This window comes from Streptomyces angustmyceticus (assembly GCF_040701845.1).
GTDB lineage: Bacteria > Actinomycetota > Actinomycetes > Streptomycetales > Streptomycetaceae > Streptomyces > Streptomyces angustmyceticus_A.
In genome coordinates this window covers 112,942-126,664 of record NZ_JBFBHQ010000001.1, presented here as the reverse complement: position 1 = coordinate 126,664, position 13,723 = coordinate 112,942, and the positions used below count along the sequence as shown (strand labels likewise).

15 protein-coding genes are annotated in these 13,723 nt (G+C 71.5%); 7 read left to right on the top strand and 8 right to left on the bottom strand.

The genetic code is table 11. The annotated features are described in order from the left end of the window. Positions 1-15: 15 nt before the first annotated feature. The 3 genes from AB0411_RS00575 to AB0411_RS00565 all read right to left on the bottom strand — a co-directional run bounded on the left by AB0411_RS00575 (position 16) and on the right by AB0411_RS00565 (position 2,724). A complete protein-coding gene (locus AB0411_RS00575) occupies positions 16-1,233 on the bottom strand; it encodes an acyl-CoA dehydrogenase family protein (protein WP_366414976.1) in 1,218 nt (405 codons plus the stop codon). A gap of 49 nt (positions 1,234-1,282) precedes the next feature. Beyond that, a complete protein-coding gene (sfnG, locus tag AB0411_RS00570) occupies positions 1,283-2,443 on the bottom strand; it encodes a dimethylsulfone monooxygenase SfnG (RefSeq protein ID WP_366414975.1) in 1,161 nt (386 codons plus the stop codon). Between the two features lie 185 nt (positions 2,444-2,628). Continuing rightward, the gene (locus AB0411_RS00565) at positions 2,629-2,724 is read right to left on the bottom strand and encodes a putative leader peptide (RefSeq protein WP_366414974.1); all 96 of its coding nucleotides are present in this window, start codon (positions 2,722-2,724) and stop codon (positions 2,629-2,631) included. Positions 2,725-2,982: 258 nt separating this feature from the next. Between AB0411_RS00565 and AB0411_RS00560 the strand changes: the two genes are divergently transcribed. Both AB0411_RS00560 and AB0411_RS00555 read left to right on the top strand, forming a co-directional pair. Continuing rightward, entirely contained in the window at positions 2,983-3,903 is a 921-nt protein-coding gene (locus AB0411_RS00560) for a LysR family transcriptional regulator (protein WP_366414973.1), read from the top strand. 789 nt (positions 3,904-4,692) lie between these two features. Beyond that, on the top strand, positions 4,693-4,875 hold the full coding sequence (locus AB0411_RS00555; RefSeq protein ID WP_366414972.1) for a hypothetical protein: 183 nt from the start codon (positions 4,693-4,695) through the stop codon (positions 4,873-4,875). Positions 4,876-5,236: 361 nt separating this feature from the next. Here the strand turns inward: AB0411_RS00555 and AB0411_RS00550 are convergent, their stop codons facing one another. Then, positions 5,237-6,019, bottom strand: a complete 783-nt coding sequence (locus AB0411_RS00550; protein WP_366414971.1) for a hypothetical protein — start codon at positions 6,017-6,019, stop codon at positions 5,237-5,239. An 89-nt stretch (positions 6,020-6,108) separates the two neighbouring features. Here AB0411_RS00550 and AB0411_RS00545 point away from each other — a divergent pair, with 89 nt between their 5' ends. Continuing rightward, on the top strand, positions 6,109-6,543 hold the full coding sequence (locus AB0411_RS00545) for a hypothetical protein (RefSeq protein WP_366414970.1): 435 nt from the start codon (positions 6,109-6,111) through the stop codon (positions 6,541-6,543). 176 nt (positions 6,544-6,719) lie between these two features. Beyond that, entirely contained in the window at positions 6,720-7,622 is a 903-nt protein-coding gene (locus AB0411_RS00540; protein ID WP_366414969.1) for an oxygenase MpaB family protein, read from the top strand. Positions 7,623-7,733: 111 nt separating this feature from the next. Here AB0411_RS00540 and AB0411_RS00535 read toward each other — a convergent pair whose 3' ends face one another. Further along, a complete protein-coding gene (locus tag AB0411_RS00535; protein ID WP_366414968.1) occupies positions 7,734-8,381 on the bottom strand; it encodes a class I SAM-dependent methyltransferase in 648 nt (215 codons plus the stop codon). Continuing rightward, on the bottom strand, positions 8,378-9,862 hold the full coding sequence (locus AB0411_RS00530) for a purine-cytosine permease family protein (protein ID WP_366414967.1): 1,485 nt from the start codon (positions 9,860-9,862) through the stop codon (positions 8,378-8,380). Before AB0411_RS00530 ends, AB0411_RS00535 begins: the two co-directional genes overlap by 4 nt. Positions 9,863-10,247: 385 nt before the next feature. Here AB0411_RS00530 and AB0411_RS00525 point away from each other — a divergent pair, with 385 nt between their 5' ends. After that, positions 10,248-10,862, top strand: coding sequence for a GTP-binding protein (locus tag AB0411_RS00525; RefSeq protein ID WP_366414966.1), 615 nt, complete (start codon positions 10,248-10,250; stop codon positions 10,860-10,862). Positions 10,863-10,913: 51 nt separating this feature from the next. On the opposite strand, the gene AB0411_RS00520 is transcribed toward AB0411_RS00525, so the two are convergent. Continuing rightward, the gene (locus AB0411_RS00520; RefSeq protein WP_366414965.1) at positions 10,914-11,342 is read right to left on the bottom strand and encodes a PPOX class F420-dependent oxidoreductase; all 429 of its coding nucleotides are present in this window, start codon (positions 11,340-11,342) and stop codon (positions 10,914-10,916) included. A 165-nt stretch (positions 11,343-11,507) separates the two neighbouring features. Between AB0411_RS00520 and AB0411_RS00515 the strand changes: the two genes are divergently transcribed. Together AB0411_RS00515 and AB0411_RS00510 are read left to right on the top strand one after the other, a co-directional pair. Next, positions 11,508-11,915, top strand: coding sequence for a roadblock/LC7 domain-containing protein (locus AB0411_RS00515; protein WP_366414964.1), 408 nt, complete (start codon positions 11,508-11,510; stop codon positions 11,913-11,915). Between the two features lie 79 nt (positions 11,916-11,994). Continuing rightward, entirely contained in the window at positions 11,995-12,891 is an 897-nt protein-coding gene (locus AB0411_RS00510) for a DUF6397 family protein (RefSeq protein ID WP_366414963.1), read from the top strand. Here AB0411_RS00510 and AB0411_RS00505 read toward each other — a convergent pair. Beyond that, positions 12,822-13,691 carry an acyl-CoA thioesterase gene (locus tag AB0411_RS00505; protein WP_366414962.1) on the bottom strand — a complete coding sequence of 290 codons (870 nt, stop codon included), beginning with the start codon at positions 13,689-13,691 and terminating at the stop codon, positions 12,822-12,824. The two genes, AB0411_RS00510 and AB0411_RS00505, sit on opposite strands and share 70 nt — an antisense overlap. Positions 13,692-13,723 lie beyond the last annotated feature (32 nt).

Below are 13,723 nucleotides of genomic sequence, written 5' to 3'. Positions count from 1 at the left end.
CGGGCGCGGAGCCGGTCAGGAGTACCAGGTGGGCTCGGGCAGGGCGCCGTCGAGCACGAACCGGCCGATCTCCCGGCGCTTGTAGGCCACCGGGTCGTGCAGGGTGTGGGTGCGGACATTGCGCCAGAAGCGGTCCAGGCCCTCGGCGGAGGCGGTGGACCGGGCCCCGGTCACCTCGAAGATCCGCTGGGTGACCTCCAGCGCCACCTCCGTGGCGCGGGCCTTGACCGCGGCGACCCGGACCTCGAACTCACCACGGTCCGCTTCCGTCACCGCCTCCGGATCGTCGTGCAGCCGCTGCCCCTCCTCGGCCACCCGGTCGGCCAGCGCCTCGGCCGCCCAGAGCTTGCCCGTCAGATCGCCGTAGAGGTCGATGACGTACGGCTCGTCGGCCGCCCGCTCGTGCCCGCCGTGCAGCCAGGGGCGCGCCTTGGTACGGGTGTAGGCCGCGGCCGTCTCCAGGGCGCCCGCCGCGATGCCGAGGTAGAAGTGTGCGAAGACCAGCTGGATGGTCGGCACGTTGAGGGTGTTGTAGACACGCGGCACGAACGTCTTGCCGACGTACCCGGCGGCCGCGGACCACGGCACCCGCACCCCGTCCAGGGTGACGCCGCCGCTCTCGGTGAGCCGCTGCCCGATGTTGTCCCAGTCGTCGTGGAACACCAGCCCGTCGCTGTCGGACGGCACGATGGCGAAGACATGGTCGTCGGTGCCCTCCAGGACCCCTTCCAGCACGGTCACATCGGAGACCCTGCTCCCGGTGGAGAACGACTTCCGGCCGGTGAAGGCCAGCGTCCCGCCCTCGTCCCGCACCACCACGTCCGCGTCGCGCGGATTGACCGCGCCGCCGAAGAACCACTGGTGCCGGGCGGCCTCGGCCTCCACCTGCTCCCACTGCTCGCGGGTGCCGACGAGTCGCGCGGCCCAGTTCCACAGATAGTGATAGCCCAGCAGCTGCCCGATGGACCCGTCGGCCTTGGCGACCTCCCGGATCACCCGGTACGCGGTCGGCCAGTCCTGGCCCGCGCCCCCGTGCCCGACGGGCCCGAGCAGCGTGACCAGCCCGGAGTCCTTGAGCAACTGGACCTCGGCGTACGGGGTGGCGCCCGCGCGGTCACGGGCGACCGCGTCGGTGGCGAGGACGGCGGCGACCTCCGCCGCGCGCTCGATCCAGCCCTGCGGGCCCCGGGGTGCGGGCCGGGTGGCCCAGTCGGACGGTGCGACGGTGCTCATACGAAGTCTCCCTGGAAGTGTGGTGGGGTGGCGAAGGCGTTCGGCGCGCTCAGGGCCTGGCAACGGCGGGAACCGGGCCCGGCAAGGACACGGCGTCCGCCGGGGGCTCCTCCGCTTCCTGCGCCTCCAGCTCGCGCACCAGCGGCAGCACCCGCTCGCCGAAGTACTCGACCTCCTCCAGGTAGTGGAGGAATCCGAGCAGGAACAGGTCCACGCCCAGCCGCTTGTACGCCACGATCCGTTCGGCGATCTGCTCCGGCGTGCCGATCAGGCCCGTACGGAAGCCGTCGTTGTACTGGACCAGGTCCTCGAACGAGGAGTCCTGCCACATGCCGGTGCCATCGGCCGTGGACCGCCCGGCCTGCTGGACCGCCGCGCCGAAGCCGTGCACGGCCTCGGTGTCCGCCTTGGCGATGATCTCCCGCAGCACCTCCCGGGCCTCGGCCTCGGTGTCCCGCGCGATCAGAAAGCCGTTCAGCCCGAAGCGGGGTGCCGCCCGGCCCGCGGCGGCGGCCGACGCCCGGACGTCCGCGAGCTGCTCGGTGACCCCGTCGAAGTCCTTGCCGTTGCTGAAGTACCAGTCGGACACCCGGCCGGCCATCGCCCGCGCCGCGGTGGAGTTGCCGCCCTGGAAGATCTCCGGATGCGGGCGCCCGGCGTACTGCAGCGGCTTCGGCTTGAGCGAGAAGTCCCGGATGCGGTAGAAGTCCCCGGCCAGTTCGGCGTGGTCCTCGGTCCAGATGGTGCGCAGCGCCTCGATGAACTCCTCCGCCCGCCGGTAGCGCTCGTCGTGCTCCAGCCACGGTTCGCCGAGGGCGGTGAACTCCCCCTTGAACCATCCGCTGACCACGTTCACCGCGAAGCGCCCGCCGGAGAGCTGATCGGCGGTGGCGCCGAGCTTCGCCAGCACTCCCGGGTGCCACAGCCCCGGATGCACCGCCGCGATGACCTTGAGCCGCTCGGTGGCGAGCAGCAGCGCGAGGCTGAAACTGGTGGACTCGTGCTGGAATTCGGCACCGTAGCTGGCCATATACCGGACCTGGCTCAGTGCATACTCAAAACCGTTGTTCTCGGCCAGTACCGCCAGTTTGCGGTTGTAGTCGTAGCCCCAATCGGTGCGCTGCTCGATGGTGCTGGTCACCAGGCCGCCACTGACATTGGGCACCCAATAGGCAAAACGTGCGGGGCCGGGGGCGGGCAGGTCGGACATCAGGATCTCCCGGTGGTGAAGGCAGCCGCGAACAAGAAGACGCGTCACAGCAGCCACGCGAAGTCCTCACGGGAAAACGCGCGGCACCGGACGAAAACGGAGCGCATCCGACCGGCCATGAGCGATCACCGCAAAATGCCGGACCGGCAAGGGAATCGACGACTGTGCGGCCGTGCTCTCAGCCGTCAGCGCTCGCGGGCGACACCGCGACAGAGCGAACTGGAGATCCGTGCGAGATCGACGTGACGCCGTTGGGTGAGCTGCTTTTGTTGCCCGTTCATCAACGTGTCACCTCCTCGCAACAATTGCGCCGCGCCGGCCAATGGGCGACGGCCCTCGCGGCCTTTTCCGATCAATCCGGCCGCCTCTCCGTCGAGTTTAGCGACCGAAGTGCGCAGCGTCGATACGGCATAAGCGAGGTGGTGATAGGGTCCCCCTTGAACAAGAGTGAGACCAGGGGATGATCTCCTGGAGAAGGCGTCAAAGGCGAGTGAATCCACCGAGGTTCACCGGTATCGGATCACCGGGGTGCGTATTCCGTGCGGATCGAGCAACTCGAATACATAGCGGCCGTCACCCGCCTCGGCTCGCTGCGCAAAGCCGCCGAAGAACTCCACCTGTCCCAGCCCGCACTGAGTGAAACCGTCCGCAATCTGGAACGCGAACTCGGCGTGGACATCCTCGACCGAAAGCGCTCCGGAGCGAAGATCAGTGACGACGGCCGGGAGCTGCTCCCGCATATCGTCGGGGTGCTCGATGCGGTCGACAAGCTCCGCCGGGCCGCCGACGACCAGCACCACATCAGCCGGATGGTGCGCCTGGGCACGGTCAACGCCGCCACGGTTCCGCTGCTGGTACCGGCCATCGGCGAGTTCCGCTCCGGGCATCCGCTGACCCAGGTCGAGGTGCTCGCCGCCCAGCAGACCGAGATCCACCGCGCACTGCTGGAAGGCAGCCTCGACCTGGGACTCGTCAACTACCTGCGCGGCGATGACCTCCCGCCGGACGTCCACACCACCGAACTCCTGCGCGGCCGCCCGGTGGTGTGCATCCGGCCGGACAGCCCGCTGGCCGACCTGACCGAGATCTCGGTGACCGAACTGCTCGCCCAGCCACTGATCGTGATGCGGTCCGGGTACGTCATGCACCGCTACGTCCACCGGCTCCTCAAGGGCCGTACCCCCTCCTTCTCGTACTCCACCGACGGCGCCGAAATGGGCAAACTGATGGTCGCCGAGGGCCTCGGGGCCACGGTCCTGCCCGACTTCAGCATCATCGGCGACCCACTGGAACGCAGCGGCACCATCACCCACCGCCCTCTGGCCGCCGACCACACCGACGTCCTCATGGTGATCCAGCGCCGCCGCTCCGGCTCGGTCCCCAAAGCCGCCCGCGACCTGCATGACCTCTTCGTACGCCACGCCGCGGCCCACCACGCGTCAGCGGGTACCGGAAACTGACGGGCGCCGCCACCACGCCGTACTCCTGTGCCGAGAAGCCCGCCGGCGTCCCGCCGGATCGTCCGTGGCCGTCCCCGCGGGCACCCACTGCCGGCGGCGGATGACGTCCCCGCCCGCACCACAGCCGCATCAGCGACCCGCGCCGGGCACTGCCGCCTCACCCACTCACTCGAAACCCCCACTCTCACGCCCCCACCTCCGCCTCCACCCGCCGCGAGATCCGGACGCCCGCTTCATGCCCCGCGGCGCCAGGCGTGGCCCGGGACACTGCTCGGGGACGCACTACGGCGCGCACACCGCGAAGGCCGGCGCTCCGGTGACCACCTCCGCACCGGTCGACCGCGGCAGCGCGTCCACCGCCGCGTCGAGGAAGGCCGCACCAGCGGCTTCCGGGGTGGGCAGCGTCCACGGCTCGGCATCTCCGCCAACGGGACGGCGTGCGCATACCGCGGTATCGCCGCGACGAGATCACCCAGACGCCCGATGCCGCGGACGCGGCCCCCCCCCGGAAGGCGGCAGCCGGACGGGTGCCCCGAGCCGCCCACGCGCGAGTGATCACGGGCACCGCCTCCGCAACCGCCAGGGCAGGGGCCGGGACCTCGCACAGGGACACCCACCGTCGCCGTCAGGGGGAACGACGGGGACGCCCCAGGAGGCCACTACTCAAATTTGACTACTGCGACGGGAGCCGAGAGCACGGGACGGCTCACACACCTGGAACCTGCGGGACGAAATCGGCGTTCAATGGAGTACACAGATGCGGCGTACGCCGCGGAAGGGGCGTGAAGGATGTCCACACAGGCGAAGGTCGCAGTCGGCGGCGTCGCGGTGGGAGTGATCCTGCTGTGGCTGCTGCCCTTCTGGGCGGCCCTCTTGGTCATAGTCGGAGTCCCGGCCGTCGCGTATCTGACACTCGACTCCTCCCAACGACGCCGACTCCGCCGCGTCAGCCGCAAGCAGATCGGCCGCTGACCGAGCGCCCCTACCCCGCCGCCCCCACGTCAGCCACCCGACCGGTCTGCCCCCGGAGGAGCCCGCCTCTCACCCATCCCACCGACCCGACGACGGATCCGGCTGCCCATCCGCCCCACCGGCCCGGCGTGGGGCCGGGCGCACGGTCCTGACCGCCCCAGCCGGCGGTCATCCGGCCGGGCCCGCGCCGGGGGCGAGGCCCGGCCGGAGCCGCCGTGGGTGATCGGTATGAGGCTTGGGCCGTGGGCCTCGGTTATGCGGATGCCTGGTGGGCGCTGGTGCCGTGCGGGGGCGGTGGTTGCCGCGGCGGCCGGCGGGCACGCACGCCTCACCACCAGCCGGCAACGCCCCCCTCAGGCACTCAAACCGGCCGGGCCGCCAACTCCTCCAGCGACGCCAACAACCCGGGCAGCTCCGGCCCCCGCCCCACCGGATGCACTTCCCCCGGCTCGTCGTCCAACAACACAAACGCAATGTCATCGGTACGAGCCACCATGCTCCAGCCCGGCCCGTCGACCCGCAGCGTCCGTGCCTCCCCGGCCGCGAACGACGACCGCACCCGCCCGGGCGGCGGCGGCTCGTTCACATAGCCGCGCGCCTCCTCCAGCACCCGCCGCACCCCCTTGTGCGCATGATCCCCGGGCTCGGCAAAGCTGTCCTCGTCATCCACCTGCTCGCGCCAGGCCGCCCACTGCATGGCGATCTCGTCCGCGCCGAGCCGCCGTTGCGCGGGCCCCCACTCCTCGGCGTCCGGCGGCGTCAGCGGCTCCGGATCGCCTTCCTGCGGCTCCGGATCGTGCGGCTGCGGCACTTCCGGCGCCGACACGGCGAGCGAGAGCGGCCAGCCCGGCAGCGCCCCGACGATGCTGTCCTCCCCGGGGGAGAGGTCGTACTCCATCCCGCAGTCCCAGGCCGCGATCGCACAGGCCACCAGCGACACGTCCTCCGTCGCCACGGTCCAGCGCGCGCCGTCACCGTCCTGACCCAGGACCAGCCCGTAGCCCTCCGCATACGGTTCGAGGCCGAGGCCCGCACACACCTCGGGGTAGTCGTCGCCGAGCACGCTCGGGAACTGCGCGGGCGTCAGCAGCACCGCCGTCAGCACGAACAACTGGTCGTTGTCGGCGCTCTCGGTCGTGGGCACGCGGGCCTCCCCATCCAATCCATCGCGGAGTACGTCGGCGCACCCTAATTGGCTTGGTGCGGCCTTGTCACCAGCCGTACGCTGCGCGGATGTGTTTTCACAGCAGCCGGATGCACGTCGTGTGCCTGTCCTGCCGGGCCGCGTGGAAGAAGACCACGGCCGCGCGGGGCCCCGGCCGCTGCCCGCAGTGCCGCGCCGGGCTGATCGACGCGGGCGCCGACCTCGCGGTCCCCAAGCGGCGCGACCACGCCGGCTGGCGCGCCCTGGAGGCCGTCCTGCGCGCGGGACTGACCTTCCACGGCGGCTGCTGCGGCACGGGTCCCGGCTACCGCCCGCGCACCCCGCGCGAGGTCCGGGAACGACTGGCGCTCGCCGACCGCACCGGCCTGCCCGTCAAGAGGGCCCTCGCCGTGGCGGACCCGACCGTCACGGACCGCTACGGCGCCACCGCCCGCACCCCGGGGCGCGCCCGCACCACACGGCACACGACCGACGTGCCCCACCGCTCCCCGAAGACGCCCTGACATCTCAGAACCAGGCCACCTCCCCCCGCCCGACCGACGTCTCGCCCCACCGCGGGAGGCCTCCCGGGACGACACGATCCAGCCACCGCAGCCCCCGATCTGGCGCCCGCCACACGCCTCAACTGCTCCCCGCACCCCTAAAATTGGCCGTCGGCGAGGGAAGGGACGGAGACCAGGTGCGGCGCTACGACTGGTTGAGGGAGATCCGGCGGCTCGACCCGGAGCGCGACTTCCTGCGGATCTACCGCATCACCGCGACCCATGAATTCCCCTGGGACTTCACCAGGGCCCTGGAGCTGGCGCTCTACCGCACCTACGCCGTACCGAGCATCGGCCGCCTGCTGGCCGAGACCGCCGAGCTGACGGACCGTACACAAAAGCGCTACGACGACACCGCCCTCCTCCTGGACGCCGTCGTCGAGCACGGCTTCGACAGCGAGGACGGCCGGACGGCGATCCGCCGCATCAACCAGATGCACCGCAGCTACGACATCAGCAACGAGGACATGCGCTACGTCCTGTGCACGTTCGTGGTGATGCCCAAGCGGTGGCTCGACGCCTACGGCTGGCGGCGGCTGTCCGCACACGAGCAGCATGCCGTCGCCGTCTACTACCGCACCCTCGGCCGCCATATGGGCATCACCGAACTCCCGCAGACCTACGAGGACTTCGAACGTCACCTCGACGCCTACGAGGAGGCGCACTTCGGCTGGGACGAGGGCGCCCGGAGGGTGTCGGACGCCACGCTGGACCTGATGGCCGGATGGTACGGCCCGCTCGCCCCGGTGGTGCGGGGAGCGAGCATGGCCCTCCTGGACGACACGTTGCTGGAGGCGTTCCGGTACGAGCAGCCCAAACCGGCGGTCACAAAGACGGTCCGCACCGCCCTGAAGCTGCGTGCCAAGGCCGTGCGCTTGCTGCCACCCCGCCGCACCCCCCACTACGCCCGCCAGAACCCCGAGATCAAGGGCTACCCGAACGGCTTCCGGGTGTCCGGACTCGGCACTTTCCCCACCTCCGGCCGCACGGGAAGCTGCCCGGTGCCGCACGGGGAGGGCACGACGCCGCCACCGGCGTGAGGGGCGGAGCCCCCCGGGACTTGCCGACGCGGCAGGCGGACCTCACCGACACGGAAGCCGCGGCCCCCCCGGCCCCCCTCCGGGGCCCCGAGCCGCAACCTCACCGAGCCGCTACCCCCGCCGCACCGCCACCGCCAGGTACCGCGCGTCACGGTCCTCGTACCGCACCAGCTCCCATCCGCACTCCGCCAGAAGGGGCCGCAGATTCGGCTCCGCCCGCAGGTCGTCGGGGGTGATCGGACGCCCCTTGCGGGCGGCGAGCGCGGCCCGCCCGATGGGATGGAAGAGGGCCAGCCGGCCACCGGGGCGTATGGTCCTGGCGAGTTCGGTGAGGCCGCCCGCCGAGTCCGGCAGATGGGAGACGAGCCCGGCGGCGAAGACCGCGTCCAGCGCGGCATCGGCCAGCGGCAGCCGGGTCACGTCGGCGAGCAGCAACGCCGCACAGCGGTCGCGTCCGGCCCGTACGGCTTCCGCCAGCATCTCGGGCGTGAGATCGGCGCCCAGCACCGTCCCGCGCGTCCCCACGGCCTCCCTGAGCGCCGGCAGCGCGCGCCCCGTGCCGCACCCGGCGTCCAGCACCCGGTCGCCCTCCTGGAGTCCCAGCTCGGCGACGCCCGCCGCATACGCGGGACCGTCGTCGGGGAACTTCGCGTCCCAGCCGGCGGCGCGCGGCGCGAAGAACGCCCGGACCTCGTGCGGGCGGTCGGCATGGTGGTCCGCGGGGCGGTCGGCGTGGTGGTCGTCGCGGTGGCCGGTCATCGGGCTCCTCCGGGGGCAAAGCGGTCGGCGAGCGGGGCAGTACAGGCATACAGGACCCCCGCCACGGCGAGGGCCACCACGACGCCCAGGTTCATGGTCCCCAGCGTGCCCCGCGCGGCGCCGTCGGTGAGCAGAAAGCCCACGACCCGGGCGATATGGGGATCGCCGGACGTGATCAGGCCGAGCCCGACGACGGTGGCGACGGTGAGGGAGAACACCGCGGGGCCGCCAAAGGCCCGTACGGGCGCCGGCGCCAAGCCGGTGTGGCGGCGGCGCCACTGCTCCACCAGGAAGACCGCAGTCCAGGCGGCCATCGCCACCCCGATGATGGACAGGAACGCCTGGAAGGTGGCGAAGAAACTGGGGGACACAAACAGCACGTACCAGCCGCCGAAGGCCATCAGCACACCGTCCACGAAGACGGCGAGGTGCCGGCGGACGGGGATGCCCAGGGCCAGCATCGACATGCCCGAACTGTAGATGTCCATGATCGCCCCGGAGGCGAAGCCCCCGATGGCGGTGAGCAGATACGGCACCAGGAACCAGGTCGGCAGCGCGGCCGCGAGCGCGCCCACGGGGTCGGCGGCCGCCGCCGCGGCGAGCTTCGGGTCGCCGGCGTTGAGCAGCACGCCGAAGACCAGCAGCGCCAGCGGAGGCAGCACCCCGCCCGCTGTGGTCCACCCCGTGATCGCCCGGCCGCTGCTGGTACGGGGCAGATAACGGCTGTAATCGGCACCGCAGTTGACCCAGCCCAGACCCAGCAGCGTCATCGCGAACACCACGCCGCCGACGCAGGTGCCGAAGCCGGCGGAGGGCCCCTTCCCCAGGGCGGACGGATCGATGCGGCCGGCCATCAGCGCCACGTACACCACGGTCAGCACGGTGATCGCCGCGGTCAGGTACTTCTGCACTTTCATGATCAGTGCGTGCCCGACGATCCCGACGACCACGACCGAGACGGCGGTCACCGCGAAGCACAGCGCCTGCGCCGCCGTCGTCGGCGTCCGGCCGTCGGCGCGGGCGAACGCGTCGGGCGCCACGCGCGCCAGGATCGCGGAGCCGCCGAGCGACGACAGCGCGACCAGTACGGTCTCCCAGCCGACGTTGGAGACATAACTGAACACCGTGGGCAGCTTGTTGCCCTGCGTACCGAAGCAGGCCCGGCCGACGGCCATGGTGGGCGCGCCGGTGCGCGCCCCGGCGACCGAGACCAGGCCGACCAGGACGAAGGACAGCACGTAGCCGAGCGCACCGGTGACGATCGTCTGCCACGGGCCGAGCCCGAGGCCCATGAGGTAGACGCCGTACGCGACGGACAGCAAGGACAGCCCGGAGGCGGCCCACGGCCAGAACAGGGACCTGGGGCTGCCGTGCCGCTCGGCATCCGGCACCGGGTCGATGCCGTGGCGCTCCACGGCACCCACCGAAGGAGACGGCGCCGCCGCCGAACCGACCCGCCCCCGCGATTGCTGCTGCGTCATGCGGCCATGATTCCGCACCCGCCACACGAGTCACCGATCGGCCGCATCCTGGCCGACGGGTCCGACGGGTCCGACGGGTCCGACGGGTCCGAGAGGGCCGACAGAACCGACGCCGCCGGCCCGCCCCGCTCCGCGACTCCCGCCCCCTGGGGCCCGCGTGATGCCGCCCCAGCCCGCCCCAACTACCACAAATATGCCGGTTGATGAGCTTCTTGATCCGAAGACGTGGCGGCTTTGGCGAATCCGGGGAAATCCCGATCAGCGGGGGGTACGGTCCTCGCCATGGATTTCGGTCGGCCCTCCGCCGCCGAAGGCTCCTCTCGTCGAGCCGTGGATCCGTATACCCCGTGACGCGCAGGACCCTGCATCCTGGAGGAGACGGCAGATGAACGCCGCACAAGGGGCCCCGGAGGGCGCGGCCCCGGACCCCGACGCCGAACTGGCCCTGAAGATCTTAGTCGCGGGCGGCTTCGGTGTGGGCAAGACGACCCTGGTGGACTCGGTCAGCGAGATCCACCCGCTGCGTACGGAGGAGCGGCTCAGCGAGGTGGGCGAGACGGTCGACGACACCGGGGGAGTGGACAGCAAGGGCACGACCACGGTGGCGATGGACTTCGGCCGCATCACCATCAGGCAGGGGCTGTCCCTCTACCTCTTCGGCACCCCCGGGCAGGACCGTTTCTGGTTCCTGTGGGACGACCTGTCGGAGGGGGCGCTGGGCGCCGTGGTGCTGGCCGATACCCGGCGGCTGCAGGACTGCTTTCCGGCCGTGGACTACTTCGAGCGTCGCGCCATCCCGTTCCTGGTGGCCGTCAACTGCTTTGCGGAGGCGCGGTCCTACGGGGCCGACGAGGTGTCCCGGGCGCTGGACCTGGACCGCGGCACCCCGGTCGTGCTCTGCGACGCGCGCGACCGCGACTCCGGCAAGGAAGTGCTGGTCCGGCTCGTCGAGCATGCGGGGCGGCGGCACTCGGGCCGGGTGCTGGACTCGGTGGGCTGAACCGGCGGGCGGAGGTGGCGCGGAGGCCGGACGGCGCGCGCCACGCACCCCTCAGCTCGCGACGCCCGCGAAGGCGACGACCTTGTCGATCCTGACCCGGACGACCACCTCGCCCGGCACGCCGTTGCGGGCGCCGTACTCCTCCGCACGGTCCTCGCCCATGTAGCGGGCCGCGATCCGGGTCGCCCAGTGACGTACCTCCGCCAGGTCGTCGCCGATCCGCGCCGTTCCCTGCACGGACACGAAAGCGAACGGCGGCTGTTCGTCGTCGACGCTCAGCGCCAGCCTGCCGTCGCGGGCGAGATTGCGGCCCTTGACCGTGTCGGCGCCGGTGTTGAACACCAGCTCCTCACCGTCCAGGAGGAACCACACCGGGGCGATGTGCGGGCTGCCGTCGGCGCGTACGGTCGCCAGCTTGCCGGTACGCGTGCCCTCGGAAAGGAACCTCTGCCACTCATCCTTCGTCATCTTGTGTGCCATGCCGACATTCTCATCCATGCGGTACACGCACGCGCCGTGTGGCACGCCGGGCCGCAGGGCCGCTTGCCGAGACGGCGGAGGTGGGACAGGCTGGCACGGCAGTTCGCGGACCGCGGGCTGACGTCCGGCCACGAGTGCGGACGGCGACACGGGGAGGAAGCAGCAATGGCATTGAGCAGCGGACTCGACTGGCTGCTGGACGATCTGACCAAGCGGGTGCAGAAGGTACGGCACGCGTTGGTGCTCTCCAACGACGGGCTGGTGACCGGGGCGAGCGAGGGGCTGGCGCGGGAGGACGCCGAGCATCTCGCGGCCGTCGCCTCGGGGCTGCACAGCCTCGCGAAGGGGTCGGGGCTCCACTTCGGGATCGGCCGGGTGCGCCAGACCATGGTGGAGTTCGACGACGGGGTGTTGTTCGTGACGGCGGCGGGGGACGGCAGCTGTCTGTGCGTGCTCGCGGGCGCCGACGCCGACATGGGCCAGATCGCCTACGAAATGACGCTGTTGGTCAACCGCGTCGGGGAGCATCTGGGCGTGGCGGCCCGCCAGCCCGAAGGTTATCCACAGGCCTGAGGCGGGGTTTGACCCGCTGTCACCGCTCGCGGCTATGGTCGTCACTGTCAGTGATTGATCGAGTTGCGGGGGAAGCGACATGACAGTGGTGTGCGACGGGCGGCAGACGTTCACGGCGGGACGAGCGGCCCGTGAACTGGAGCTGAGGACCGGCGAGTTCGAGCTCGCCACCCAGCTCGGAGAAGTACGGACGGTCGCGGCCGGGGCCGACGACCGTGCGGGAGGCGCCGGATCGCTCGGCCGGCGCCGGGTCCCGGCGGAGGAGATCGCCCGGCTCCAGGCCGAGCCGGACTTCCCGGAAGCGCTGCGCGAACGGGTCCGCACGGTCAGTACGACCGAGGCCGCGGCGCTCATGGGCATCGGGCCCGGTCGGGCGGTGCGACTGACCCGGGCCGGCTGCTTCGGCCCCGTCCGGTTCTATGTGAACCGCTTCGGTGCGGTGGTCTGGCTCTACCTCGCGGCCGAGGTGGCCGACTTCGCCGACCGTGAACCCGACCTGATGCGGGGCAACACTCCCGCGGCGATGCGGGTGATGCTCGACAGCGGGCAGGACTGGCGGGCGCGCCAGTGGCGCAGCAGGCGGGTCACCCAGCTCATGGGCCAGACCGACGACCCCTGGGAAACGGCAGCGGTGATCGCCGCCGTGCTGCCGCCGGAGGAGCTCGCCTCGGTGGCCGAGAACCCGCTGGAGCGGTCCCTGCTGCGCCGGCTCAGGCCCGCCATGGCCTCCGTGATCACGGTGACCCCGGCCGCCCGCGAATCCTTCGAGCGCGTACTGACGGCGGAGGACTTCGACGAAGTGCTCTGGTACCGCGTCCACCTCTCCCGCTGCCTGGAGCGGGCCCGCAGGGAGGAACCGGGACGGGTGCGGACACCCGCCGCCGCGTCCTCCGCCGCCCGCCCGGGTCAGTCCCCGAGCTTTCTGAACAGCCCTTCCTGGACGACCGAGACCAGCAGCCTGCCCTCCCGGTCGTAGATCCGCCCGCGGGCCAGGCCGCGACCTCCGGTGGCGATCGGCGACTCCTGGTCGTAGAGGAACCACTCGTCCGCGCGGAACGGACGGTGGAACCACATCGCATGGTCGAGCGACGCCATGTCGAACCCGCGCGGCCCCCAGAGCGGCTCGATCGGGATGCGGACGGCGTCCAGCAGCGTCATGTCGCTGGCGTAGGTCAGCGCGCAGGTGTGCACGAGCGGATCGTCGCCCAGCGGCCCGACCGCGCGCATCCACACCGCGCTGCGGGGCTCCGCGCCCTCGATCTCGTCCGGCGTCCAGCGCAGCCGGTCGGCATAGCGGATCTCGAACGGCATCCTGCGCGCCATCCGCTCCAGCGACTCGGGCAGATCGTGCAGGGCCTCGCGGACCTCTTCCGCGACCGTCGGCAGCTCCTCCGGGTCGGGCACCACCCGACGCAAAGGCAACTGATGATCGAAGCCGGGCTCCGGCTTGTGAAAGGAGGCGGTCAGATTGAAGATCGTGCGTCCCTGCTGGACGGCGACGACCCGGCGGGTGGTGAAGGACCGCCCGTCGCGCACCCGCTCGACCTGGTACACGATCGGCACCCCTGGCCGGCCCGGCCGCAGGAAGTACGCATGGAGCGAGTGGACCGGGCGGTCACCCTCCGTGGTCCGCCCGGCAGCCACCAGCGCCTGGCCCGCGACCTGCCCGCCGAAGACCCGCTGCAGCGATTCCTGCGGGCTGCGGCCCCGGAAGATGTTCACCTCGATCTGCTCCAGATCCAGCAGATCGACCAGCTTTTCGGCGGGATTGGTCATGACCGGTGGCCCTCCGTCAGATCCATCGGCGG

What these genes read in the sequence shown, in the direction of transcription:
- AB0411_RS00575 (WP_366414976.1), bottom strand. Translation starts at nt 1,233, where the DNA reads ATGAGCACCGTCGCACCGTCCGACTGGGCCACCCGGCCCGCACCCCGG.
- sfnG (WP_366414975.1), bottom strand. Translation starts at nt 2,443, where the DNA reads ATGTCCGACCTGCCCGCCCCCGGCCCCGCACGTTTTGCCTATTGGGTG.
- AB0411_RS00565 (WP_366414974.1), bottom strand. Translation starts at nt 2,724, where the DNA reads ATGAACGGGCAACAAAAGCAGCTCACCCAACGGCGTCACGTCGATCTC.
- AB0411_RS00555 (WP_366414972.1), top strand. Translation starts at nt 4,693, where the DNA reads ATGTCCACACAGGCGAAGGTCGCAGTCGGCGGCGTCGCGGTGGGAGTG.
- AB0411_RS00545 (WP_366414970.1), top strand. Translation starts at nt 6,109, where the DNA reads ATGTGTTTTCACAGCAGCCGGATGCACGTCGTGTGCCTGTCCTGCCGG.
- AB0411_RS00535 (WP_366414968.1), bottom strand. Translation starts at nt 8,381, where the DNA reads ATGACCGGCCACCGCGACGACCACCACGCCGACCGCCCCGCGGACCAC.
- AB0411_RS00530 (WP_366414967.1), bottom strand. Translation starts at nt 9,862, where the DNA reads ATGACGCAGCAGCAATCGCGGGGGCGGGTCGGTTCGGCGGCGGCGCCG.
- AB0411_RS00525 (WP_366414966.1), top strand. Translation starts at nt 10,248, where the DNA reads ATGAACGCCGCACAAGGGGCCCCGGAGGGCGCGGCCCCGGACCCCGAC.
- AB0411_RS00520 (WP_366414965.1), bottom strand. Translation starts at nt 11,342, where the DNA reads ATGGCACACAAGATGACGAAGGATGAGTGGCAGAGGTTCCTTTCCGAG.
- AB0411_RS00515 (WP_366414964.1), top strand. Translation starts at nt 11,508, where the DNA reads ATGGCATTGAGCAGCGGACTCGACTGGCTGCTGGACGATCTGACCAAG.
- AB0411_RS00510 (WP_366414963.1), top strand. Translation starts at nt 11,995, where the DNA reads ATGACAGTGGTGTGCGACGGGCGGCAGACGTTCACGGCGGGACGAGCG.
- AB0411_RS00505 (WP_366414962.1), bottom strand. Translation starts at nt 13,691, where the DNA reads ATGACCAATCCCGCCGAAAAGCTGGTCGATCTGCTGGATCTGGAGCAG.